Origin of the sequence: Gordonia hongkongensis (genome assembly GCF_023078355.1) — a bacterium.
GTDB lineage: Bacteria > Actinomycetota > Actinomycetes > Mycobacteriales > Mycobacteriaceae > Gordonia > Gordonia hongkongensis.
Map to the genome: position 1 here is coordinate 1,446,515 of NZ_CP095552.1, position 21,925 is coordinate 1,468,439.

18 protein-coding genes, 1 tRNA gene and 3 pseudogenes are annotated in these 21,925 nt (G+C 68.3%); 12 read left to right on the forward strand and 10 right to left on the reverse strand.

Features of this window, described 5'->3' with window-relative positions:
• Positions 1-47: 47 nt before the first annotated feature.
• A pseudogene (locus MVF96_RS06570) lies at positions 48-1,258 on the reverse strand (gamma-glutamyltransferase family protein); the annotation flags it as partial.
• On the opposite strand from MVF96_RS06570, the pseudogene MVF96_RS06575 reads away from it, so the two are divergent.
• Positions 1,256-1,594 (forward strand): annotated as a pseudogene (locus tag MVF96_RS06575) (SRPBCC family protein); the annotation flags it as partial. The pseudogenes MVF96_RS06570 and MVF96_RS06575 overlap by 3 nt on opposite strands.
• On the opposite strand, the gene MVF96_RS06580 reads toward MVF96_RS06575, so the two are convergent.
• A complete protein-coding gene (locus MVF96_RS06580) occupies positions 1,591-3,237 on the reverse strand; it encodes an MFS transporter (RefSeq protein WP_247451701.1) in 1,647 nt (548 codons plus the stop codon). The pseudogene MVF96_RS06575 and the gene MVF96_RS06580 sit on opposite strands and share 4 nt — an antisense overlap.
• A 52-nt stretch (positions 3,238-3,289) precedes the next feature.
• Positions 3,290-3,955: a TetR/AcrR family transcriptional regulator gene (locus MVF96_RS06585; RefSeq protein WP_068972455.1), complete on the reverse strand. Its 666-nt coding sequence runs from the start codon at positions 3,953-3,955 to the stop codon at positions 3,290-3,292.
• A gap of 151 nt (positions 3,956-4,106) precedes the next feature.
• On the opposite strand from MVF96_RS06585, the gene MVF96_RS06590 reads away from it, so the two are divergent.
• Positions 4,107-5,330: an oxygenase MpaB family protein gene (locus MVF96_RS06590; protein WP_058251559.1), complete on the forward strand. Its 1,224-nt coding sequence runs from the start codon at positions 4,107-4,109 to the stop codon at positions 5,328-5,330.
• Positions 5,331-5,337: 7 nt separating this feature from the next.
• On the opposite strand, the pseudogene MVF96_RS06595 reads toward MVF96_RS06590, so the two are convergent.
• A pseudogene (locus MVF96_RS06595) lies at positions 5,338-6,671 on the reverse strand (acyltransferase).
• A 318-nt stretch (positions 6,672-6,989) separates the two neighbouring features.
• Between MVF96_RS06595 and MVF96_RS06600 the strand changes: the two are divergent.
• Positions 6,990-7,065, forward strand: a tRNA-Arg gene (locus tag MVF96_RS06600).
• A 45-nt stretch (positions 7,066-7,110) separates the two neighbouring features.
• Here the strand turns inward: MVF96_RS06600 and MVF96_RS06605 are convergent.
• The gene (locus MVF96_RS06605) at positions 7,111-8,073 is read right to left on the reverse strand and encodes a GlxA family transcriptional regulator (RefSeq protein ID WP_247451702.1); all 963 of its coding nucleotides are present in this window, start codon (positions 8,071-8,073) and stop codon (positions 7,111-7,113) included.
• 82 nt (positions 8,074-8,155) lie between these two features.
• Between MVF96_RS06605 and MVF96_RS06610 the strand changes: the two genes are divergently transcribed.
• The 4 genes from MVF96_RS06610 (at position 8,156) to MVF96_RS06625 (ending at position 11,529) form a co-directional block, all read left to right on the forward strand.
• On the forward strand, positions 8,156-8,380 hold the full coding sequence (locus MVF96_RS06610; RefSeq protein WP_058251556.1) for a hypothetical protein: 225 nt from the start codon (positions 8,156-8,158) through the stop codon (positions 8,378-8,380).
• Between the two features lie 30 nt (positions 8,381-8,410).
• Positions 8,411-9,220 (forward strand): SDR family oxidoreductase, encoded by an 810-nt coding sequence (locus MVF96_RS06615; protein WP_247451703.1) that lies wholly within the window; start codon positions 8,411-8,413, stop codon positions 9,218-9,220.
• Positions 9,221-9,222: 2 nt separating this feature from the next.
• Positions 9,223-9,984, forward strand: a complete 762-nt coding sequence (gene cobF, locus MVF96_RS06620; protein ID WP_247451704.1) for a precorrin-6A synthase (deacetylating) — start codon at positions 9,223-9,225, stop codon at positions 9,982-9,984.
• Positions 9,985-10,140: 156 nt separating this feature from the next.
• Positions 10,141-11,529, forward strand: a complete 1,389-nt coding sequence (locus tag MVF96_RS06625; RefSeq protein WP_247451705.1) for an IS1380 family transposase — start codon at positions 10,141-10,143, stop codon at positions 11,527-11,529.
• Positions 11,530-11,786: 257 nt separating this feature from the next.
• Here the strand turns inward: MVF96_RS06625 and MVF96_RS06630 are convergent, their stop codons facing one another.
• Positions 11,787-12,536 carry an ABC transporter permease gene (locus MVF96_RS06630; RefSeq protein ID WP_247451706.1) on the reverse strand — a complete coding sequence of 250 codons (750 nt, stop codon included), beginning with the start codon at positions 12,534-12,536 and terminating at the stop codon, positions 11,787-11,789.
• 9 nt (positions 12,537-12,545) lie between these two features.
• On the reverse strand, positions 12,546-13,286 hold the full coding sequence (locus tag MVF96_RS06635; protein WP_078113407.1) for a 3'(2'),5'-bisphosphate nucleotidase CysQ: 741 nt from the start codon (positions 13,284-13,286) through the stop codon (positions 12,546-12,548).
• A 25-nt stretch (positions 13,287-13,311) separates the two neighbouring features.
• Here MVF96_RS06635 and MVF96_RS06640 point away from each other — a divergent pair, with 25 nt between their 5' ends.
• The 4 genes from MVF96_RS06640 to MVF96_RS06655 all read left to right on the forward strand — a co-directional run bounded on the left by MVF96_RS06640 (position 13,312) and on the right by MVF96_RS06655 (position 16,155).
• Positions 13,312-14,202, forward strand: coding sequence for a DNA-formamidopyrimidine glycosylase family protein (locus tag MVF96_RS06640; RefSeq protein ID WP_247451707.1), 891 nt, complete (start codon positions 13,312-13,314; stop codon positions 14,200-14,202).
• A gap of 53 nt (positions 14,203-14,255) precedes the next feature.
• On the forward strand, positions 14,256-14,999 hold the full coding sequence (locus tag MVF96_RS06645; RefSeq protein WP_159370319.1) for an SDR family oxidoreductase: 744 nt from the start codon (positions 14,256-14,258) through the stop codon (positions 14,997-14,999).
• Positions 15,000-15,065: 66 nt separating this feature from the next.
• Entirely contained in the window at positions 15,066-15,602 is a 537-nt protein-coding gene (locus MVF96_RS06650; RefSeq protein WP_159370320.1) for a hypothetical protein, read from the forward strand.
• A 19-nt stretch (positions 15,603-15,621) separates the two neighbouring features.
• Positions 15,622-16,155 carry a hypothetical protein gene (locus tag MVF96_RS06655; protein ID WP_247451708.1) on the forward strand — a complete coding sequence of 178 codons (534 nt, stop codon included), beginning with the start codon at positions 15,622-15,624 and terminating at the stop codon, positions 16,153-16,155.
• A gap of 47 nt (positions 16,156-16,202) precedes the next feature.
• On the opposite strand, the gene pgi is transcribed toward MVF96_RS06655, so the two are convergent.
• Positions 16,203-17,900: a glucose-6-phosphate isomerase gene (pgi, locus tag MVF96_RS06660; RefSeq protein WP_247451709.1), complete on the reverse strand. Its 1,698-nt coding sequence runs from the start codon at positions 17,898-17,900 to the stop codon at positions 16,203-16,205.
• A gap of 102 nt (positions 17,901-18,002) precedes the next feature.
• Positions 18,003-18,362, reverse strand: coding sequence for a chorismate mutase (locus tag MVF96_RS06665; RefSeq protein WP_033203695.1), 360 nt, complete (start codon positions 18,360-18,362; stop codon positions 18,003-18,005).
• 98 nt (positions 18,363-18,460) lie between these two features.
• Between MVF96_RS06665 and MVF96_RS06670 the strand changes: the two genes are divergently transcribed.
• Entirely contained in the window at positions 18,461-20,299 is a 1,839-nt protein-coding gene (locus MVF96_RS06670) for a hypothetical protein (RefSeq protein ID WP_247451710.1), read from the forward strand.
• A gap of 3 nt (positions 20,300-20,302) precedes the next feature.
• Here MVF96_RS06670 and MVF96_RS06675 read toward each other — a convergent pair whose 3' ends face one another.
• Positions 20,303-21,859: a hypothetical protein gene (locus MVF96_RS06675; RefSeq protein WP_247451711.1), complete on the reverse strand. Its 1,557-nt coding sequence runs from the start codon at positions 21,857-21,859 to the stop codon at positions 20,303-20,305.
• Positions 21,860-21,925: the final 66 nt, after the last annotated feature.

The following is a 21,925-nucleotide window of genomic DNA, read 5'->3' on the forward strand; positions in this document are numbered from 1 at the left end:
GAACCGATCGGGGCAACGCCGTTTTCGAGAACCCGTGGCGCGACGGTCTACCGCAGCGTCGCGTTGTCGCCCATCACCGCGCCCTCGCGGCGCGGATCGGCGCCGCCGATCCAGCCGCCGCCGTGTCGCAGCAGTGCGCTGAGCCCGCTCGACTGTTCCTCGACCGACACCTCGGCTCCGCGTTCCCGGAGGCCGCGGACCAACGGATCGTGTGCGCCGTCGTCCGTGGTGTCGACGAGCGGGTGTTCGCCGCCGACGTTGGAGGTCGGGGTGTTGGCCGAGCCGAAGTCGATCATCGACACGGCCTGCTGGGGATCGAGGCCCCAGTCCAGCATCCCGACGATCGTCTTGATGACGAACTGGATGATCACCGACCCGCCGGGGGAACCCAGGGCCGCGACCACCTCGGCCGGCGCTCCGTCGGCGCCGGGCTGCAGAACGAGTGTGGGCGCCATCGATGAGCGCGGCCGCTTGCCCGGCGAGACCCGGTTGGCGAGCAGCGTCCCGTCGTCGTCGCGGGGTTCGGCGGAGAAGTCGGTCAACTCGTTGTTGAGTAGGAACCCGTCGACCATGTGGTAACTGCCGAAGGCGGATTCGATGGTCGTCGTCATCGTGGCGACGTTGCCGTACCGGTCGGCGACGGTGATGTGACTGGTTCCGTGTTCGGTGCCCGGGTGCGACCCCAGGGGCACCGGTCCGAGGTCACCCGCCGGCGCCTCGCCGAGCGAGGAGTCGGGTGAGATGAGCGCTGCCCGAGACCGCAGATAGGCCGGATCGAGGATGGTCGCGACCCCGCGCCCGGGCAGCGGGACGAAGTCCGGGTCGGCCAATACTTGTCGCGATCGGCGTAGGCGAGGCGTTCGGCCTCGGTGACGAGGTGCACGGCGGCTGGGTCGGGACGCCCGCCGTCGGCGTCGAGATCGGACGGCGGCATCGACGGCAGATCGAAGTTCGCCAGGATGCCCAGCGCCGACGCGACGGCGATCCCGCCGGACGACGGTCCGGGCATGGCCACGATCTGTCGCCCCCGATAGGTGGTGACCACCGGCTCCCGGGCGATGGCACGGTAGTCGCGTAGATCCTGCTCGGTCATCAGGCTCGGTGTCATGCCGCCCGCGGTGCTGCCCGCCTCGGCGACGATGGCTCGGGCGAGCGGCCCGTCGTACATCGCGCCCGCGCCGTCGGCGGCGAGGGCGCCGAGCGTCTTGGCGTACGCGGGGTTGACGAGCCGCGTGCCCGCCGGCTTCGCGGCACCGTCACCCGGTTCGAGCTGACGACGGAGAAGACCAGCGGACTCGGCGCGAAGTTCGCGGTCTCGATGGACGTCGGGCCGAAGACACTGAAGTCGGTGGTCGAGTGCACCGAGTACGTCGAGAACGAGCTCATCGAGTTGAAGGCCGTCGAGGGTTTCGACGCGAACACGACGTGGCGGTTCGCCGACGCGGACGGTGGATCGGGCACCGAACTCGACGTCGAGATCAACTACAACCTCCCCGGCGGTATGGCGGGCAAGCTCCTCGGCAAGGTCGTGGGACCGTTCGCCGCTCAGGCGGTGCGGCACACGGAAGCGACGATCAGGAAGAAGATCGGCTAGGAGCCGGATTTCGGCTCGGGCTCGGCAGACTTCCGTTCGAGCGCCGGACCGGGTTCCGGTATCCGGTTGGGCAGGTGCCGCGAGAACAGCAACGCCAGCACGAGCAGGCCGAAGACGACGAACAGCGACTGCTGCAGGGCTGCGATCTGCGAATCCGAATAGGCCTGTGACACCGCCTGTGCGGACTCCTCCGAGCCGCCCGCATCGAGGACGAGGGTGCGCGCCTCGTCGGCGGAGATGATCGGCACTCCCTGGTCGTCGACGGCGGCGATGATGCGTTGCTGGTCGGTGGGGGAGAGGTTCTCGGCGTCGTTGACCGCCGACACGAAGCCCGACGACAGCATGAGCAGGAAGACCGATCCCGCGACCGCGGTGCCGAACGACGACCCCAGGTTCTGGAAGGTGCCCTGCAGGCCGCCGACCTCCGAGGTGTCCTTCTCCTCGACGGCGGACATGTTGACGTTGCCGAGTTGTGAAGCGAGCAGACCGAAGCCGGCGCCGACCACGAACATGCCCGCGGCGAAGGCGGCGTTGCGCAGATCGATTCCCACCGAGGCGATGACGAGGAGTGTCCCCAGCGCCATCGTGATCTGTCCGCCGCGGGCGATGAACCGTGCGGAACGCCGTGCGGTGAGCCAGGATCCGAGGATCGAGAACAGGACGAGCCCGACCGAGAGCGGCAGGATCTTCACCCCGGTCTGCAGTGCGTCGCGTCCGAGCATTGTCTGCAGGTACACGGGGACCACGAAGAAGAGGGCGGCGATCGCGAAGTACTGGGCGAGGAATCCGCCGAGTCCGCTTCGGAGAGCAGCGATGCGGAAGAGTTCGACACGCAGCAGCGGTTGGCGGCCGGACGTCGCCAGGGTGCGCTGCCGCAGGACGAACAACCAGAGCACGACGACCCCGGCGAGCAACAGGTATGCCACGGGGGAGACGCCCAGCGGGGCGATCTCGTCCCCGCCGATCTCCGGCGGATGCTGCGGCTTCAGCCAACCCCACGTCTTCGACTGCAGGACGCCGTAGACGATCAGCGACAGGCCGCCGGCGGATGCCACGACGCTGAGGGGGTCGATGCGTACCTCCGGGTCGCGGGGTACGTCACGAATCAGCCTGGCCGCGAACAGGACCGCCACCATCACGACGGTCTCGGCGACGAACACGTAGCGCCACGACAGATAGGTGGTCATCACGCCGCCGAGCAGCGGGCCGACGGCGGCGGCCAGCCCGGTGACCGCGCCGAGGATCGAGAATGCGGTGACCCGGGCCTTGCCCGTGTAGTTGATGGCGGCCAGCGATGCGATCGCGGGGATGACGAGCACCGCGCCCAGCCCCTCGACGAGTGACCAGCCGATGAGCAGGACGGTCAGGTTGGGACTCAGCGCCGTGGTCAGCGAGCCGATGCCATAGATGACCGCACCGATCTTGAATGCTCTTGCGCGCCCCATCAAGTCGCCGAGCTTGCCTCCGGTCAGCATGAAGGCGGCCATCGTCAGCGCATAGAAGGTGATCGCGGCCTGCATGCCGGTGATCGAGGTCCCGAGGTCGTCGGCCACGACCGAGATGGACACGTTCATCACGGTGCTGTCGAGCACCATCACGAACTGTGAGACGGCCAGGATGATGATCACAGACCAAGAGCGCATCGTCAGTCTCCTCAGATGTGGTGAGCGCTCTGATCTTTACAGGTTCGGCGGTTTACTGCGCGGGATTGAGCATCGGTACGAGGAACTGGCGCGCCACCGTGGCGAGCTGCGCGTCGTCGGTGATGTCGACGACGCGGCTGGGCACGGTGAGGAACGACGCGGAGATGCGGACCATCATCTCGGCCACGAGATCGACGTCGAGTTCGTCGGAGATGTTGCCCGCCAGCTGTTCCCGGCGCAGCTGGGCGGCGACGAAGTGCTGGACCGTCGCGAGCAGCATGCCGTCGCCGCCGATCATCGATTCGATCAGCATGCTGGGCTCGGCGTCGCTGATCTCACCGATCAGGGGGTTGCCGGAGATCGCCCGCAGCGAACCGACGAACCCGACGACGACGCGGTCGGCCACGGTGTCGGCGCGGGGGATCTCCGCGCGGAACCGGTCGAAGTACCGGCGGAACTCGCGGAGCACCACCTGGTCGACCAGGGCGTCCTTGGTGGCGAACTTGCGATACAGGGTGACCCTCGTGACGCCGGCGCTCTTCGCCACCTTCTCCATCGGCGTCCGTTGCACACCCAGTCGGCAGAAGAGTTCGAAGGCCGCGTCGAGCAGACGTTCGGCGGTGGGATCGGCGGCCTCGTCGGACTGAGCCGCGGATTCGAGAAACGCCCGCTGGAGAAGCGAGCTGGACAGCGAAGCGCCGGACGGCTGCGTGGTCACTCGCCTCACCCCCTTCCTCACATCATGACCGCATGAGCTTCCATGATCGCAAAATTCGCGAAAGAGGTGTGTTCTGGACCACGCGGTGGTAACAATGATACAAGGATACGTTGTTTGTCACATTGATACATGGAAGTGATGGGACGGGGTCATGGAAGATCTGAACAGGCGGAACCTGATACGCGCGGGCGGTGTCGTCGGCGCCGCCGGTGCGGTCGCGGCGCTCTCGCAGACGACGCCGTGGACGTGGTCGCCGGCGAACTCGGTGCCCGGCCGCGGGCGCGGCGCGGATCCGCGGCAGCTGTGGGACGACGAGGCCGACCCGGTGATCGCCAAGGTCATCGACAGCGGGCAGGTGCGCAACGTCAATCGCCTGCTGCGCACGTGGCATCGTAACTCGCAGCCGCTGCCCGCCGGTCTGCCCTCGGAACTGCGCGACTTCATGGAGCACGCTCGTCAGCTGCCCGCGTGGGCCGACCAGGCCAAGCTGGCCGACGCGGTCCGATTCAACCAGAAGCGCGGAACCTACCTCGGCGTCCTGTACGGCTTCGCCAGCGGCATGATGAGCACCGTCATCCCGCGCGAGGCCCGGTCGGTCTACTACTCCAAGGGCGGATGGGACCTCAAGGACCGCATCACCAAGACCGCGAAGCTCGGATACGACATCGGATCGCTCAACGCCTATCAGCCCGGCGGCGAGATGATCGTGACCTGCGTGAAGACCCGTATGGCGCACGCCGGCGTGCGCCACCTCCTGCCGCAGTCGCCGCACTGGGTGCACGGCGCGACGGAGAAGAAGCCGATCAGTCAGGCCGACATCATGGTCACCTGGCACAGCCTGCCGACGACCGTCATGCGCAACTTCGACAAGTGGAACGTCCCGATCGCGGCCGACGAATCCGCCGGATTCCTGCATTCGTGGCAGATCACCGCTCGCCTGCTGGGCGTCCAGGACGAGTACATCCCCGCCTCCTGGGCCGCCGCCGACTCGCAGGCGCAGCAGGTCCTCGACCCGATCCTGGCGCCGACCCCCGAGGGTCGCAAGCTCGCCGACATGCTGCTCGACCTCGGCATGAACCTCGACCTCTCGCTGATCTCGCGCGGCGTCCTGGGGGCGCTCACGCGATTCGTGCTCGGTGACAAGGTCGCCAACTGGTATCAGATCCCGCGGGAGCCCGTGTGGAGCCCGCTGCTCGAGACGGCGTGGGGTCCGTACGTACAGATCCGCGAGGGCCTGCTCAACGTCGGCATGCCGCGTGAGGCGTACTGGCTGTTCGACGAGTTCCTCCGCCAGTTCGTGCTCTTCTACATGTCCGAACTGCGGATGCCGATCAACATCGAGATCCCGGTGATCAACAACCCGAAGTACAACTAGCCAGAAACTAGCCGGCGGACTCCTTCTCAGCCCCCGCCGACTGACCGACTTCCACCGCCCGGTCCTGCTTCTTCTTGTTCCGCTTCGGCAACAGGGGGATGCGGGGCCGGGCGGTGAGCCATTTGCTGAACGGTAGGCGTAGGAGGACGTCGACGAGCGCCAGCGAGGCCGTCAGTACCAGCACGACCAAGATGATCGAGCGCAGGATCGCCGAATGCGGGAACCAGTCGAAGAGGCCGCTGAGGAATCCGACGCGTCCGAGGACGTCCAGGATCAGCGGGTGTACCGCGAAGACCCCGAAAGCGCGCAGGGTCGCCTGGGAGACCAGTTTTCCGCCGGCGGGCCGGCCGGCGGCGCGTCGGTCATCCCAGACGAGGCCGATCAGCCACAGCAGGACGAAGCCGCCGATGAACCAGGGGAGCGACACCGGGTTCCAGGCGGTGTTGGCCTTCCACGGCACGTTGCCCGGCGATGTCGCCAACAGGTATCCGGCAACGGGAAGGCCGCGCAGCCCGCCGCGACCAGGACGACCGTCGCCATGTGGTCGCGGAGCCAACGATCGACCGCCTCGCGATGCTGCGCGGCCAGCACGCCCATGGTGATGAAGAGCGCGTACATCGGCAGCGTCTTCCACAGGTGCTGGTAGGCGACGTCCCACACCTGACCCGACGGTCGGGGCAGGTACTGGTAGATGACGAACACCAGCAGCTGGATCGCGGTCCCGCCGGCCAGCATCAGCCACGGTCGGCTGCGGCCCCGCTCGAACAGCCACGAGATCAGCGGGAAGAACAGGTAGATCTGCATCGAGATCAGCAGGAAGTACAGCTGATACTTGCCCTCGCCGACGAGGAGGTCGTGCGCGAGGCGCGGCGCCATCTCACTGATCGGCGGGAACGGATTGTCGGCGATGATGATGTGGTCGGTGATCGTGTAGATCAGCGTCCATGCCAGGTAGGGCCCGACGACGAGCCCGAAACGACGCCGCCAGAACTGCCACGGCGACATCTCCCGACCCTGCATGCTCAGCACGAGGACGTAGAGGGTCACCGCCACGAAGCCGTATCGCGTCAGGTGGCACAGGGTGCCGACGAGATTCGCGCCCCTGATCTCGTCGGCACCGCCGTTGATGGCGTTGATGCTGTGCGCGACGACCACGAAGGTGAACAGGACGACCCGGACGAAGTCGGCGGTGTGCGCCCGACCGCGGGGCTTGGTCGTGGGCGCGGGAGGGGCCGACTCGGCGGGACGGGGTGCCACGGTGGCGGAGTCCGGCGACTCGACAGCGGTGGCCGTGGTCTCGTCGTCGTCGGCGGTGCGCGCCGATCCTGATGCCGCGTGCACCAACGAAAAGACCTCCCCGGGTGAAACGGTAGAACGTATGCGGTAGGCAGTGTACGGACACAGGCTGGCAGGAACCTCAACGCCGGGGTGTCCTCAGTGGTGACGATCACAGCCGGAAATGTCCGGTTCGCGTCGGGGTTGATTGTACCGGTGCTCGCATTCCGACGCCGGGCGTCACATATCGTCGTGGGTGTTCCCGGCGACGGGGGGCGAGCTACACGATCTTCACAATCTGAGGTGTGTGGTGTGGCCGGGTGAGGTCGCTCGCGTAGACTCCCGCTGTCGGGGAGCCGCGCCACCGTGGGCTCTTCGCGGTCCGCCTTCGTAGCTCAGGGGATAGAGCAACCCTCTCCTAAAGGGTAGGTCGTAGGTTCGAATCCTACCGAGGGCACCAGTCTGGCCGTTCCGCTGCGCGAGTGCCGTCTCGCGGGGTTTCGGCCTACGAACTCGCGCCGGATTTCGCGAACCGCCGACGGTAGACGAGTGGCGAGACGCCGACACTCGCGGCGAAATGGTGTCGCAGCAGCGTCGCCGACGTGAAGCCGACCTGGCGTGCCACCTCGTCGACGCTGGCGGTGGTCGTCTCGAGCAGGTTCTTCGCCGACAGCACTCGCTGTTCGGTCAGCCAGCGGCGAGGCGAGATGCCGACCTCGTCGACGAAGCGACGCGCAAAGGTACGTCCGGACATGTGCATCCGGGACGCCATGTCGTCGATGCTGATGTCGCGGTCGAGGTTGGCCGTCATCCAGGCCAAGAGCGACCCGAAGCCCTCGTCGGTGCACGCCGGCATCGGGGCCTCGACGAACTGGCGTTGTCCGCCGTCGCGGTGTGGCGGCACGACCATGCGCCGCGCGATGCGGTTGGCGACGGCCGGTCCCCAGGATTCGCGGACCAGATGCAACGACGCGTCGATCCCGGCGGCTGTGCCGGCGCTCGTGGTCACGGGTCCGTCGTCGACGAAGAGGACGTCGGTGTCGACCTGCGCCTGGGGGAACATGCGCGCGAGATGGTCGCCGTAGCGCCAGTGGGTGGTGCACCGACGGCCGTCGAGGAGTCCGGCCGCGCCGGCGACGAACGCGCCCGAGCAGACGGTGAGGACACGTCCGCCGTTGTCGACGACCGCACGGATGGTGTCCAGGATCTCGACGGGGTAGTCGCCGCTGATGCTTCCGCCGGGGATGACGACGAGATCGACGTCGCGGCACTCGTCCAGGGTGTGCGAGACCTGGATCGACACCCCGTTGCCGACGGCCAGCGCGGTATCGGGATCCGGTGTGGCGACCCGGAAGTCGAAGGCGGGGACGTCGTCGTCGGTGCGGTCGAGGCCGAACACCTCGTGGACGACACCGAATTCGAAGAGCGCGACGTGTCCGTACAGGAGGACACCAACCGAATGCAGCACCTGACCAGTATGGCAGATAATTTGCGAACATCGACTGAACTGCCACTGGTGGCCGAAATGATGTGGGCGGAGGATTACTGCCATGACACTCCTCTTCGTTCTCGCCCTTGTCGTGGTCGCCTCGGTCGTCGGTGCAGCCGGCCTACTGAGTCTCACCGCGCGACGTACCCCCGTCGGCCAGCGGACGCCGGGCCAGCGGATTGCCGACTGGTTCACCCGGAATCCGCGGCGCCCCTACGGTCCCGACACTGAGCGCGTGGCAGCAGAACTGAGCATCCTCACCCGCCGGTACGACAAGCTCATCTGACCCGTCGGCCGCTGCGCTACCGTTGCGGTCGTGAGTTCACAGACAGTCCTCGTGACCGGCGCGACCAGTGGCATCGGGGCCGAGGTCGCCCGCCAGTTCGTCGCGAGGGGACACCGGGTCTACGGCACCACCCGCAATCCGGATTCCGTACGCAACCCGATCCAGGGCGTCACCTACGTCCGGCTCGACAACGCCGACTACGAATCCGCCGAGTCCTGCGCGGCCCTCGTCGGCGACGTGGACATCCTGATCAACAACGCCGGCGAGTCCCAGGCCGGTGCGCTCGAGGACACCTCGATGGCGGCCGTCGAGGATCTGTTCCGGGTCAACGTCTTCGGGCCGATCGCGCTGACCAAAGCGGTGTTGCCCGGCATGCGTCTCCGGCGCCGGGGCACGGTCGTGATGGTCGGGTCGATGTTGTCCAGCTTCCCGGTCGCCTTCCGGTCCAATTACGCCGCGACCAAGTCGGCGCTGAAGGCCTTCGCGCTCGCGTCGCGACGCGAGTTGGCGCCGTACGGGATACGGATGATCAGTGTCGAACCCGGCACGATCGCCACCGGCATCGGTGATCGCCGGAGCATCCACATCGGCGACGACTCGCCCTATCGCGCCGAGTACGAGACGCTCGCCGCCGCCACCCGGCGCAACGAGGACGCGGGCATCAGTGCGGTGAGCATGGCCAACCAGATCGTCGACGCCGCGCTGGCCGAGCATCCGAAGCCGTTCTACGCCAAGGGCAATCAGGCGGGAGTGGTCTTCCTGCTCCGGCGTCTCGCGCCGCGACAGCTGATCCTGGACATGACCGCGCGCAAGCACGGACTCTCGAAGGTGAAGATCTGACCGTGCGACTCACCTTGCGAGTCATCGGGATCGGGCCCGGCGGACCGCGTCAGATCACGCTGCAGGCGATCGACGCGATGGCCGACGTCGATGCCTTCCTCGCGCTGGAGAAGGGCACGGCGAAGAGCGGCCTCCTCGACGCACGCCGCGCCATCCTCGACGAGTATGCGCGCGAGGGGCATTCGCTGGTGGAGATCCCCGATCCGCCACGCGACCGGGAACCGGCCGACTACGACGCCGAGGTCCGGCGCTGGCACGCCGCGCGCGCCGAGCTGATCGCCGGCGCACTGCGCGACGAGGTCGGCGACGGGGGAGTGGCCGCGTTCCTCGTCTGGGGTGACCCCGCCCTCTACGACAGCACGCTGCGGATCGTCGACGATCTCGCCGCCCGCGACGACCTCGAACTCGCTGTCGAGGTCATCCCCGGCGTGACCAGCGCGAGCGCGCTCACGGCGGCCCACCGCATCGTCGCCAATCGCGTCGGCGAACCGATCCACACGACCACGGGCCGACGCCTCGCGGAGACGCCCGCGGGCGCCGACGCGAATCAGATCGTGATGCTCGACGCCGACCTCACCTTCCGGAACACCGCCGACCCGGAGGATCACATCTGGTGGGGCGCCTACGTCGGCACCGAGGACGAGATCCTGATCAGCGGCAAGGTCGGTGAGGTGACGGACCGGATCGTCGAAGCTCGCGCCGAGGCCCGGGACCGGATCGGCTGGATCATGGACATCTATCTGCTGCGGAAGAGTCGCCAGTAGCCGGACCCTTCGTGACGCGCCCTCCGCAGGCTCCGGGCGCTCCTCAGCCTGGATCCGTGGACGGGTGCGGGGTGTCGATAACGTGAAAATGCCCTCTGAGCTGGAATGATTGGTGGTGTTGAGACAACAAAACAAACCAGTCAAAAGGCATTTTCAGTGAAAGTATCGCACACGTTCTCCGCCGAGTCCGCGGTCTTCGACGACGATAACCTGGTGTCGCACGCCGGGCTGGTACCGGTCATGAGAGTGGCCGAGTCGACCGGGTTGGCGTCCCTGCTGGGCGAACGGGTCGATCTCGGCACCACCCAGGTCGCCTCCGCCGGGGCCAACCTCGAGGCGAAACTGTTGACCGTGATCGCCGGATTGTGTTGCGGCGCTGACAGTATCGACGACCTCGGAAGGGTCCGCAGTGGTGGGCACACCCGCCTGTTCGACCGCGTGTACGCCCCAGCCACGATCGGACAAACGCTGCGCGAGTTCACCCCCGGACATGCCCGGCAACTCAACGCGGTGATGACCCACACATTGCCGGCGATGTGCGCCACGGCGGGTCTGCTGCCCACCGACGGGTCCCAGGTATTTGTCGACATTGACTCACTACTACGCCCGGTCTACGGCTACCAGAAAGAAGGCGGCTCCTACGGGCACGCCAAAATCGCCGGGCGTGAACTCCTGCGCAAAGGGTTGTCCCCACTAATCGCCACCCTGTCCGCAGCCGGGCATGCCCCGGTGATCGCCAACGCCTGGCTACGCGCCGGGCGCACCGCTTCCGGGAACGGGGCAGCGAGAATGATCGCTGAAACCCTGACCACCGCACGCCGGTGTGGGGCGAGCGGGGAGATCACCGTGCGCGGCGACGCCGCCTATGGCACCGCTGCGGTGATGCGTACCTGTCAACGCCTCGGAGCGACGTTCTCGCTGGTCCTGCGCACCAATACCGCGATCACCCGCGCCATCACCGCGATCGGAGACGACGCCTGGACCCCGGTGCACTATCCCGGGGCGGTCACCGACCCCGACACCGGCGAACTGATCTCTGACGCCGAAGTCGCCGAAACCACCTACACCGTGCAACCGGACTCCGCCCAGCCGGTCACCGCGCGACTGATCGTGCGTCGGGTCACAGCCCACCACCCCGCCGGCACCGACACATTGATGCCCGCGTGGCGGTACCACTCGTTTTTCACCAACACCACCGACGACACCGTCACCGCCGACCTCATCCACCGCCGCCACGCCATCATCGAAACCGTGTTCGCCGACCTCATCGACGGACCACTGGCGCATCTGCCCTCCGGACGGTTCGGCGCCAACGCCGCCTGGCTGGCCCTGACCGCGATCAGCCACAACCTGATGCGCACCCTCGCCGCACTCACCAACACCCCCACACTGCGAGCCGCGCGGGGCGCTACGCTGCGCCGCACCCTCATCGCGATACCCGCCCGACTAGCCCGACCAGCACGAACACCGGTCCTGCACCTACCCCGACACTGGCCCACCCAACACGCCTTCACCACCCTGTGGGCCGCGGCCAACACCACCTGACCTGACGTCGCCACCCGCCCACCCACCACCAAGGAACCCCAGTGAAAAGGCTGACACAGGTCAGCGAATACCACACGCCCACAACACAATCAGGCGATCACGCGCCCCAACCCCACCCCACCTGAACTCCTTCCACGGATCCAGGCTCAGGGAACGGAGGGGCTGCGCTCGCTTCCTCGCACCTCGGGGCCCACCCCGCTCCCTGAGGAGCGAGCTTGCGAGCGTCACGAAGGGTCCTGGTGAGATGCGTCGCCAGATCACAGGTGCTCTCGCGCCACCAGTTCCACCGTCACGAGCATCGCGATGGAACTCACCGCGAGCAAGGCGATCAGCACGAACATCTGCATCGCCGCGGCCGCCCACACCGACGCCCCGCCGAGGACCATGCCGACGAACGCGCCGGGGATCGTGACGAGTCCCACCGACTTCGTCTGATCGAGGCCGGGGACGAGCGCGGTCGCCGAGGGCGGGCCGGCGATCTCCATCCGAGCGTCCCGCGGGTCGAAGCCGAGCGACAGCGCGGCTTCCACCTCGCCGCGACGGACCGACAGCTCGTCATGCGCCCGGCGTCCGGCGAGCGAGGCGGTGACCATCGCGCCGCCGAGCATGATGCCGGCAGTGGGGATCACAGCGATGCCGCGGGCAGGAAGCACACCGACTGTCACCAGAGCGGTGACGATCGCGATCGTCGGCGCCGCCACCGGCCCGGCACACCAGGCGGTTCCCGCCAGGCGGGGACCCCCCGGTCGCACTCGTCGGGCCGAGGTCCAGGACGCGGCGGTCGCCATCACCGCGACGAACAGCGCCGAGGCCCACAGGTGGGGGATGACGGCGGCGAGCACGGCAGCCAGCGCCGCGAGTTGCGCGCCGGCCCGGAGCGCGGCGACGACGGTCTCCCGGGCCAATCCGCTCCGACGGTTCACCAGCACGGCGACCACGGCCAGCAGTACGACGGCCACCACCAGTGCGGGCCCGATGCGCACCACCGCGTCGCCGATGCCGTTCACCGGTTCAGTTCACCAGATCTGACGCAGCGCGCCGAGCATCTCCTCGCGGATCTCGCTGCGGCAGATGACGAAGTCCGGCATGTACGGATGCCGGTTGTTGTATACGATCTCCGACCCGTCGAGGCGACTGCAGTGCAGTCCGGCCGCCAGGGCGACCCCCACCGGCGCTGCGTTGTCCCACTCGTACTGACCGCCGGCGTGGACATAGGCATCGGCATCCCCGCGGACGACGGCCATCGCCTTCGCGCCGGCCGAACCGACCGGCACCATCTGCAGACCCAGCCGGTTCGCCACGTAGCTGGTCTCATACGAGCCGCCCCACCGGGAGGTGACGAGACGCCGGGTCAGTTCGCCGGTGGTCTCCGCGACGGTGTCGGAACGGAACAGTTCACCCGTCGCGGGCAGGGACACCGACGCCTCGGTGACGATCCCGCTCTCGGTCAGCGCGACGTGTACGGCCCAGTCCGGCGAGCCGCCGGCGAATTCCCTTGTGCCGTCCAGGGGGTCGATGATCCACACGCGCGACGCGGTGGCCCGGTCGCCGACGTCGGCGGCTTCCTCGGACAACACCGCATCGCGTGGCCGGTGTTTGCGGAGCACCGTCGAGATCCAAGCCTGCGCAAGCGCATCGCCCACATCGCCGAGCATCGCGCCGCCGAGCAGGTCGCCCGAACGGATTCCGAGGAGTACTTCGCCGGCTCCCTGCGCGATCCGGGCGGCCAGCTCGGCGTCGGAAAGTCGGGAGTTCATCCCACAACTAGAGCACACTGGTGGCATGCCTGAGCTCCCAGAGGTGGCCGCCATCGCCGACTACGTCGACGGCCGTGCGGCCGGACTGCCGATCCGCCGGGTCGACGTCGCGTCGTTGTCGGTCCTGAAGACCGCCGACCCGCCCTACACGGCGCTGATGGACCGGATCGTCGAATCCGTCGGCCGGGTGGGGAAGTACCTGGTCATCCGTACCATTCCCGGTTCGGCGGCCACTGCGTCAGAGCCGTTGCTGCAGCTGGTCATCCATCTGTCGCGGGCGGGCTGGGTGCGGTGGAGCGAGGACCTGTCGCCCAAACCCCTGCGGCCGGGCGGGAAGAGCCCGATCGCCCTGCGCGTGCACTGCGGCCTACCCGGTGAGGGGTTCGACGTCACCGAGGCCGGGACGCAGAAACGACTCGCGGTGTGGCTGGTCCGCGACCTCGCCGACGTCGAACGGATCGCCGGTCTGGGACCCGACGCGCTCGAGCTGACGTCCGAACAGTTCGCCGAGATCCTCGCCGGCACCACCGGCCGGATCAAGAACGTGCTCACCGACCAGCACACCATCGCCGGGATCGGCAACGCCTACTCCGACGAGATCCTGCACACCGCACACCTGTCGCCGTTCGCGTCGTCGAAAACACTGAAGGCCGACCAGGTCGCGACCCTCTACGACGCCATGCGCGGCGTGCTCACCGACGCGACCGGGCGTCTGGAGGGGCAGGCCGTCGCGCGGCTGAAGTCCGAGAAGCGCACCGGTCTGCGCGTGCACGCCCGCACCGGCCTGCCCTGTCCGGTGTGCGGCGACATCGTCCGCGAGGTGTCGTTCGCGGACCGGTCCTTCCAGTACTGCGCCACGTGCCAGACGGGCGGGAAGGTGCTGGCGGACCGTCGGATGTCGCGGTTGCTGAAGTAGGTCGCGCCGGGCGACCGGGAAGGCAGAACTTACCGGCCGGTAGCCTGGTCCTCGTGACGACACGGCAGAGGATTCTCATCACGGGTGCGAGTTCGGGGCTCGGGGAAGGCATGGCCCGACGATTCGCCGCCCAGGGACGTTCGCTCGCCCTCGCGGCGCGCCGCCGCGAGAAGCTGGACGCGCTGGCCGGCGAACTGCGGCCCACCGCCGCACAGGTCGAGGTCGCGACGCTGGACGTCACCGACGTCGACGCCGTCCCCGAGGTCTTCGGGAGGCTGGCCGACGGTCTGGGCGGTCTCGACCGGGTCATCGTCAACGCCGGACTCGGCAAGGGCGCACCCCTCGGCACCGGCAAGGCCGCCGCGAACATCGAGACGGTGCAGACCAATCTCGTCGGCGCGCTGGCCCAGGCCGAGGCGGCGCTGGAGATCTTCCGCGCGCAGAACGCCGGGCACCTCGTGCTGATCAGCTCCATCTCGGGTGTTCGCGGCATGCCCAAGTCGCAGGCCGCCTATTCGGCGTCGAAAGCCGGGCTGACGGCGCTGGGGCAGGGACTCCAGGCCGAGTTCGCGTCGTCGCCGATCACGGTGTCGGTGGTCGCGCCGGGCTACATCGAGACCGATATCAACCGAGGCGTGCAGACGTCCCTGATGGTCGAGACCGACAGGGGCGTCGACGCGCTCGTCAAGGCGATCGAGGCGGAGAAGGACTGGGCCCCGGTGCCCGCGTGGCCCTGGACACCCATCGCGGCCGCGCTGAAGTTCCTGCCGGCGTCGGTCAGCCGCCGACTGGTCTGACTTGTGTAGTTCGTTCAGACAGTGGATGTTTCGCGTTCGACTCCGGCGACGGGCTACCGTTACGGGATGGGTGTTCATCGGTTCGAGCGGCTGATGGCCGTCCTCGCCGCGTGCGCCGCGGGGTCTGGCGTTCTCGCGGGTTGTGCGCCTGCGGCACCGCACGATCGCGATCCGATCCCCTCGCCTCCGGCGTCGACGTCAGCGCCGCCGCCCTCCACCAAGATCGTGACCGCCGGCCCACAGCGTGACGAGGGGCCGGTGATCAGACGGTTTCCGCTCCTGCAGGGTTCGGTGATCGAGGGTTGGACGGCCGGCACCCTCGGTGGCAACTCGTCGGACAGGGTCCCCGGACCATCCACGTACTGGTTCGACGCGGTCGTGAACGTCGGTACCGAGCGCGCGGCAGCATGGGCGGGGCAGTACGACGCCGATCCGGTGGCCCCGCCTGACTCGGTGGCGGGCGCGTTGCGCGACCTGGTGCCGCCCGGCGGCTTTGTCGGCGGGCCCGCCCTCGACCGTGCGTTTTCGTCACCGGAGTGGCGCGCGACGGTGTACCTGTCGCTGACGACGGGTCGCGTGGTCGTCCTGGGTATCGACGACTGACCTGCGTAAGGTGGCCGTCGTGGCGAACAAGCAGGGACAAGTGGTGGCCTCGGGCGCGTTTCAGGTGTTCGGCGCTCGACAGCGGGATCAGGTCGGCGAACTGCTCGGCGAGATCTTCGACCGCACGGACATCGCGGCCTTGGGCTCCGACTGGCGGGGCATCGTCTACTTCACCCTCTCCGACGACGAGACCACCGCCGCCGACACGGTTTTCGGCTTCGACCCGTCGAGCGGGACCTCGGGTGAGCTGGCCACCGTCGACGAGGTGTCCGAGGCCGTCCGGACCGGTGAAGTCGCCGAGGCCGTCGACGTGGCGAGCTTCGATGCGTGGCGGGAGGCGACCGGTACCCGCGCCCTGGACATGGGTGCCTGCGTGCCACCCGCCCTGTATGAATTCCTCGGCGGTGATCCCGCCGAACGAGACGTCGAGCCAACCGATCTCGTCACCTACGTGGCGACCGCGGCCGCCATCATGGGCCGCATCCAGTCGCTCGGCGTCGAACCCGGGGACGAGATCCCCGATGCGGTCTTCGACGAGGAGTACTGGACCTAACCGCCGGTTGAGCCGCCCTTGTGCCGGTTGAGCTTGTCGAAACCCCCTCAGACCGCGCGGCCCCGTCGTTCCCGGTACCACGTGACGAGGGCGTCGGTCGACGAATCGTCGTGTGTGTCAGGGGCTTCGGGTCGGGTGATGGTGCCGAGTAGTTCCTTGGCCTGGGTCTTGCCGAGTTCGACGCCCCACTGGTCGAAGGGGTTGATGCCCCAGATGGCGCCTTCGACGAAGACCTGGTGCTCGTAGAGCGCCACGAGCTGGCCGATCACCGAGGGGGTGAGCTGCGGGGCGAGGATCGAGGTGGTGGGGCGGTTGCCCGGCATCACCTTGTGGGCCACGACATGTGCGGGCACGCCCTCGGCGGCGATCTCGTCGGCGGTCTTGCCGAAGGCGAGCACCTTGGTCTGGGCGAAGTAGTTGCTCATCAGCAGGTCGTGCATAAAACCTGAGCCGTCGGGAGCGGTCGGCAGGTCGTCAGTGGGTTCGGCGAAGCCGATGAAGTCCGCGGGCACCATCCGCGTGCCCTGGTGCAGCAGTTGGTAGAAGGCGTGCTGGCCGTTGGTTCCCGGTTCGCCCCAGAAGATCTCGCCGGTGTCGGTGGTGACGTGGTGGCCGCCGGCGGTGACCGACTTGCCGTTGGATTCCATCGTCAGCTGCTGCAGGTAGGCGGCGAAGCGGGCCATGTCGTTGCTGTAGGGCAGGACCGCGCGAACGCCGACATCCCAGAAGTTGTTGTACCAGAGGCCGATCAGGCCGAGGATGACCGGCGCATTGCGTTCGAGGGGCTGGGTGCGGAAATGCTCGTCGACCAGGTGGAAACCGTCGAGGAACTCGGCGAAGCGTTCCTTGCCGATCGCGGCCATCACCGACAGCCCGATCGCGGAGTCCACCGAGTACCGGCCGCCGACCCAGTCCCAGAAGCCGAACATGTTGTCGGTGTCGATGCCGAACTCGGCCACTTCGGCGGCGTTGGTGCTGACGGCGACGAAATGCTTTGCCACGGCGTCGGTGTCGGCGTCGAGCGCCTGCAGGAGCCAGGTGCGTGCGGCGGCGGCGTTGGTGAGTGTCTCGAGAGTGGTGAAGGTCTTCGAGGCGATGATGAACAGTGTCGTCTCGGCGTCGAGGTCGGCGAGGGTGCCGACCAGGTCCGCGGGGTCGACGTTGGAGACGAAGTGGCAGCGGATCCCGGCGTCGACGTAGTGGCGCAGCGCCTGATAGACCATCACCGGACCGAGGTCGGAGCCGCCGATGCCGATGTTGACGACGTCGGTGATGGGTTTTCCGGTGTGTCCCTTCCACTCTCCACTGCGGAGGCGGTCGGTGAACTCGCCCATCCGGGTGAGGACCTCGTGCACGTCGGCGACGACGTCCTGGCCGTCGACGGTCAGTGTCGCATCGGCCGGCAGGCGCAGCGCGGTGTGCAGGACGGCGCGGTCCTCGGAGGTGTTGATGTGGGCGCCGGCGAACATGTCGTCGCGGATCTCCTCGAGACCGACCTCGCGGGCCAGGCTCATCAGGAGTTCGAGCGTCTCGCGCAGCACCCGGTGCTTGGAGTAGTCGATGTGCAGATCGCCGACGTCGACGGTGAGTTCGCGCCCGCGCGCGGGATCGATCGCGAACACCTCACGCAGGTGCATGGCGTACACATGCGGCTGATGAGCCGCGAGCGCTTGCCAGGACTGCGTCGCGGTGATGTCGCCGTGGTCGGTGCCGGTGAAGTCGCTGCCAGGTGCCTGGGTGCTCATGACCACCAACCTTATGTGCTCGTCGTCGTGGCCGCGACGGTCGTCACACGTGGCGCGCAGGCCTCACCGGATCACCGCGTCGGGGTGCGAGGGGCCGGCAGGTCAGCGGCCCAGTGGTCCGCGCCCCAGACGCAGCAGCAGCATCGCGAGGGTGTGCCCCTCCTGGCCGAGATCCTGGAAGCGCTCGAGCACCTTCACCTCGCGGCTGTGGACCAGACGAGGGCCGCCGGAGGCCATGCGTGCGGCACCGATCTTCTTCGACACCGCCGACCTGCGCTTGATCGCGGCGAGGATCACGGCGTCGAGCCGGTCGATCTCGAGCCGCAGCTGGTCGATGTCGTCGGGCAGGTCGCCGACCTCGGACGAGAGCTCGTACTTGTCGAGGTCGATCGAGTGCTCGAACGACGTGCCGCCGGACGGGCGGGGGTCCTGAGCGCCGGGGCTGGGGCTGCGGTCGGTCACGCGCCCGATTTTGCCACGACGCCCCGCGACGACCCGCATGCGGCCGAGTCACCCGACCCGACCACGACGCCGCTCGCGGCACATGGAAACTGGAGCGCATGCCCAATGCTCGGATGGTGTCCCTCGTCGCCCTGTCCCTGATCGTGGGTCAGCTGATCATCCGGGGCTGGCTCGTCGCGACGGGCAACTTCTACTGGGACGATCTGGTCCTCGTGGCACGCGCGTCGTCGAACCCGATCCTGTCCTGGGAGTACCTGGGCCACAGTCACGACGGGCACTTCATGCCGGCGGCGTTCCTGCTCGCCGGGGTGGCCACGTGGCTGGCACCGCTGAACTGGGCGCTGCCGGCGCTGATGCTCGTGGCGATGCAGGCGATCGCGTCGGTGGCGGTGTGGCGGATGGTGCGGGTCCTCGCGCCGCGCGCCCGCATCGGTGCACTCGTCGCGCTCGCGTTCTATCTGTTCAGTCCGATGACGGTGCCCGCCTTCGCCTGGTGGGCGGCCGGCCTCAACACCCTGCCCCTGCAGGCGGCGATGGCGTGGATCGTCGCCGACGCGGTCCGCCTCGCGCGCGGTGACGTCGACGACGCGCGACGCCGGCTGGTGTGGATCCGCTCGACGATCGTCTTCCTGATCGCGCTGGCGTTCTTCGAGAAGTCGTTGTTCATCCTCCCGGTGGCGCTGGTGGCCGCGGTCCTCGCGAACGGCGGTCCCCGCGCGACGACGGCGACGCTGCGGGCCGCCCGGGAGCTGTGGCTGGCGCTGACCGTCGTCGCCGCGTCGTGGGTGGCGGTGTACTTCATCACCACCGACCCGACGTCGGGTGAGCATTCGGTGGCGCAGACCGCGCGCCTGGTCTGGCGGTCGGTGACCGATGCGATCGTGCCGTCGCTCGTCGGCGGGCCGTGGGAATGGGAGCGGTGGACGCCGAGTCCGCCGACCGGCTTCCCACAGATGTGGATGATCGTCGGCGGCTGGCTGGTGCTGGCCGCGGTGACCTGGTGGGCGGTGGCCCGCAGACGCGGCGGCGCGGCGATCGTCGTGTCCGCGTTGATCTACGCCGTGGCCGCTCAGATCCCGGTGATGTGGAACCGGTCGAGTCCGCAGACGGCGATCGAACTCGCCCAGCACATGCGCTATCTCCCGGACACGGCGCTGGTGTTCACCATCGCTCTGGCCCTGCTGTGCGCCGCGCCGGCCCGGTCCACCGACGTGGGCGGACGGCATGCGCGCACGTCCGACGCCGAAGCCGGGCGAGATGAGGAGCGGTCGGCCGCGCTGCCCGCGTTCGCGTCCGTCGTCGGTGCGCTCGTCGTGGTGTCCGCGCTGGTGTCGCTGGTCTCGTTCTCGTCGTCGTGGCGGGACAACCCGACCGGTGACTACCTCGAGACCGCGACCGCGTCGCTGCACGACGCCGCGATGCAGGGGCCGAATGGCGTGACCATGCTCGACCAGTCCGTGCCCCTGGAGATCCTGCAACCCTTCGTCTACCCCGACAACCAGGTCAGCCGCATCTTCGGCCGCGTCGAACCCCGCCCCGACTTCGGGGTGGCCACCGACCGGTTGTTCGTGCTCGACACCGCGGGAAATCTCGTGCCCGGCGGCGTGACGCAGCGTCGCACCATCTACGCGGGGGCGGGGACCTGCCGGACCCCGGAGGTCGACGGACCCACCCGACTGCGACTCGACGGTCCGCTCTTCTCCTGGCCCTGGACGATCGCGCTCAGCTACTGCGCGACCCGGGACGGCGAGATCGAGATCGCGCTCGCGGACGGGGAAGCGGTCCGGGCACCGGTTCGCGCGGGACTGGGGTCGGTGTATGTCCGGATCAACGGTGGCGGCGACCACGTCGATCTGCGGCCCCTGACGCCGGGGCTGCGGCTGCACACCGGCGCCGGCCGGGTGGGCGAGGCCGCCGAGGCGCGCTTCGCGGGCTGAGTTCTAGTCGTAGTAGAACGCGGAGATGTTGTCGCTCTGGTTCTCCGCGGCGATGAGGGCTCGCAGCGCCGACGCGGTCTCCTCCTCGGCGACGAAGTAGACGACCTGCGCGTCGCCCGCCGCGGCGACCTGCTGCTCCATCTGCTTGCGGAGCACCTCGGTGCCCTCCCAGGACGGATCGAAGGTCCCGCCGACGATGTGGTCCTGGTACCCCTCACCGAAGGTGATGTGCATGTTGCCGTCGGTGCCGATGCCGTCGAAGACGTAGTCGCCGCGCTTGATCGCGTAGTAGCTCGGCAGGCCGGTCACACCGGAACCGAACCGGGCCTGTGCCGGTTCCTTGTTCCCGGTGCGGACGTAGACGATCTCGGTGTTGGTCTGCTTCTCGTTGTTGTCGATGAGATCGTTCAGTTCGTCTGTGGTCGCGTCGATGAACGCGAGATAGGTGAAGGTGTACCGCGACGCGATGTTGGTGTCCGGCGGGAGGTTGGTCGCCGCGCAGCGGGTGGTTCCGTTGCGTCCGAAGTCGACGCGCAGGACCACCTTGCACTCACCGCCGACGGCGCCGGGCGGGCGGTTGCCGACCGCGAAGTTCAGCGTCAGGCCGTAGTTGAAGTGGCCGCGGACGTCGTCGGCGTATGGGCTGCCCTGCACGGTGTAGTCGAAGGCGCAGGACGAGGTGGTGCATGCACCCGTCTGGCGCGAGGACACCACCGGTTGCTCCATCCAGAGGCCGGGGGCGGGCACCGACAGCAGGTCCGAGACGAGTGCACGCTGGTTGGCGAACACCTTCTGGGCCTGGTCGGCCGGCTGCAGGCTCACCGCGGCGTCGATGTCGTAGGTGACCGGGCCCTGCACGCTCTGACCCTTGACGTTCGTGACGTTCTTCGTCTCCGGGTCGAAGGTGACCTCCCACGCCCCGATCTTCACCTTGTCGTCGCCGACGAACTCGATCGGCGGGTCGGTGGTGGGCCAGCGCCGGGCGTCGGGGGTGCCCTTGTTGGGCGCCGGGAGTTCCGCCCCGAGCTGCGGCGCGTCGCCGTTCTCGATGTTGCCGATGTCGCCGGCGAGGTTGTCCGGGCCGAGGATCGTGCCCAGGCGCGGCAGACTCGTGAAGCGGGTGGAGGCCCACTTGTTGTCGAGCGGTGCGGCGTCGAGATTCGTCTTCTCGGCGTCGACGAGGAGTTCGTCCCACAGAGCACTGGGGGCGCTGAGGAACGGGCTGTTGCCGATCTGCCGGTACTCGCCCTGTTGCGAGCCCAGGGTGATCGTGCCCTCGGCGGTGTTCGACGTGGTGACGATCAGGTCGTCGAACTCGACCGTTCCCTCGCCGCGCTCGTCGTCGTATTTGTAGGTGACCTTGCCGGTGAACTTCGCCGCCGGGCTCGTCGCCATCTTGAACAGCACCTCGTCCAGGCTCTTCTGCGCACGGAAGGCGGGGGTGGGCTCCACGGTGCCGGCGCTGCTGAACGGGACGAACGACAGGACGAGCGCGATGACGAGGGCCAGTGCTCCGACACCGAGGGCGATGGCGGCGGGGACGATGGACGGTCTCTTCATGGCGCCTCTTCCTGCTCGCCGGGGCGTCGTCGCCGCGTGCGAGTTGTTCGCAGACAGGGCACCCCG

Coding starts and splice junctions, on each gene's coding strand:
- MVF96_RS06580 (WP_247451701.1), bottom strand. CDS start 3,237: ATGCGCTCTTGGTCTGTGATCATCATCCTGGCCGTCTCACAGTTCGTG.
- MVF96_RS06590 (WP_058251559.1), top strand. CDS start 4,107: ATGGAAGATCTGAACAGGCGGAACCTGATACGCGCGGGCGGTGTCGTC.
- MVF96_RS06610 (WP_058251556.1), top strand. CDS start 8,156: ATGACACTCCTCTTCGTTCTCGCCCTTGTCGTGGTCGCCTCGGTCGTC.
- MVF96_RS06635 (WP_078113407.1), bottom strand. CDS start 13,286: ATGAACTCCCGACTTTCCGACGCCGAGCTGGCCGCCCGGATCGCGCAG.
- MVF96_RS06640 (WP_247451707.1), top strand. CDS start 13,312: ATGCCTGAGCTCCCAGAGGTGGCCGCCATCGCCGACTACGTCGACGGC.
- MVF96_RS06650 (WP_159370320.1), top strand. CDS start 15,066: ATGGGTGTTCATCGGTTCGAGCGGCTGATGGCCGTCCTCGCCGCGTGC.
- pgi (WP_247451709.1), bottom strand. CDS start 17,900: ATGAGCACCCAGGCACCTGGCAGCGACTTCACCGGCACCGACCACGGC.
- MVF96_RS06670 (WP_247451710.1), top strand. CDS start 18,461: ATGCCCAATGCTCGGATGGTGTCCCTCGTCGCCCTGTCCCTGATCGTG.
- MVF96_RS06675 (WP_247451711.1), bottom strand. CDS start 21,859: ATGAAGAGACCGTCCATCGTCCCCGCCGCCATCGCCCTCGGTGTCGGA.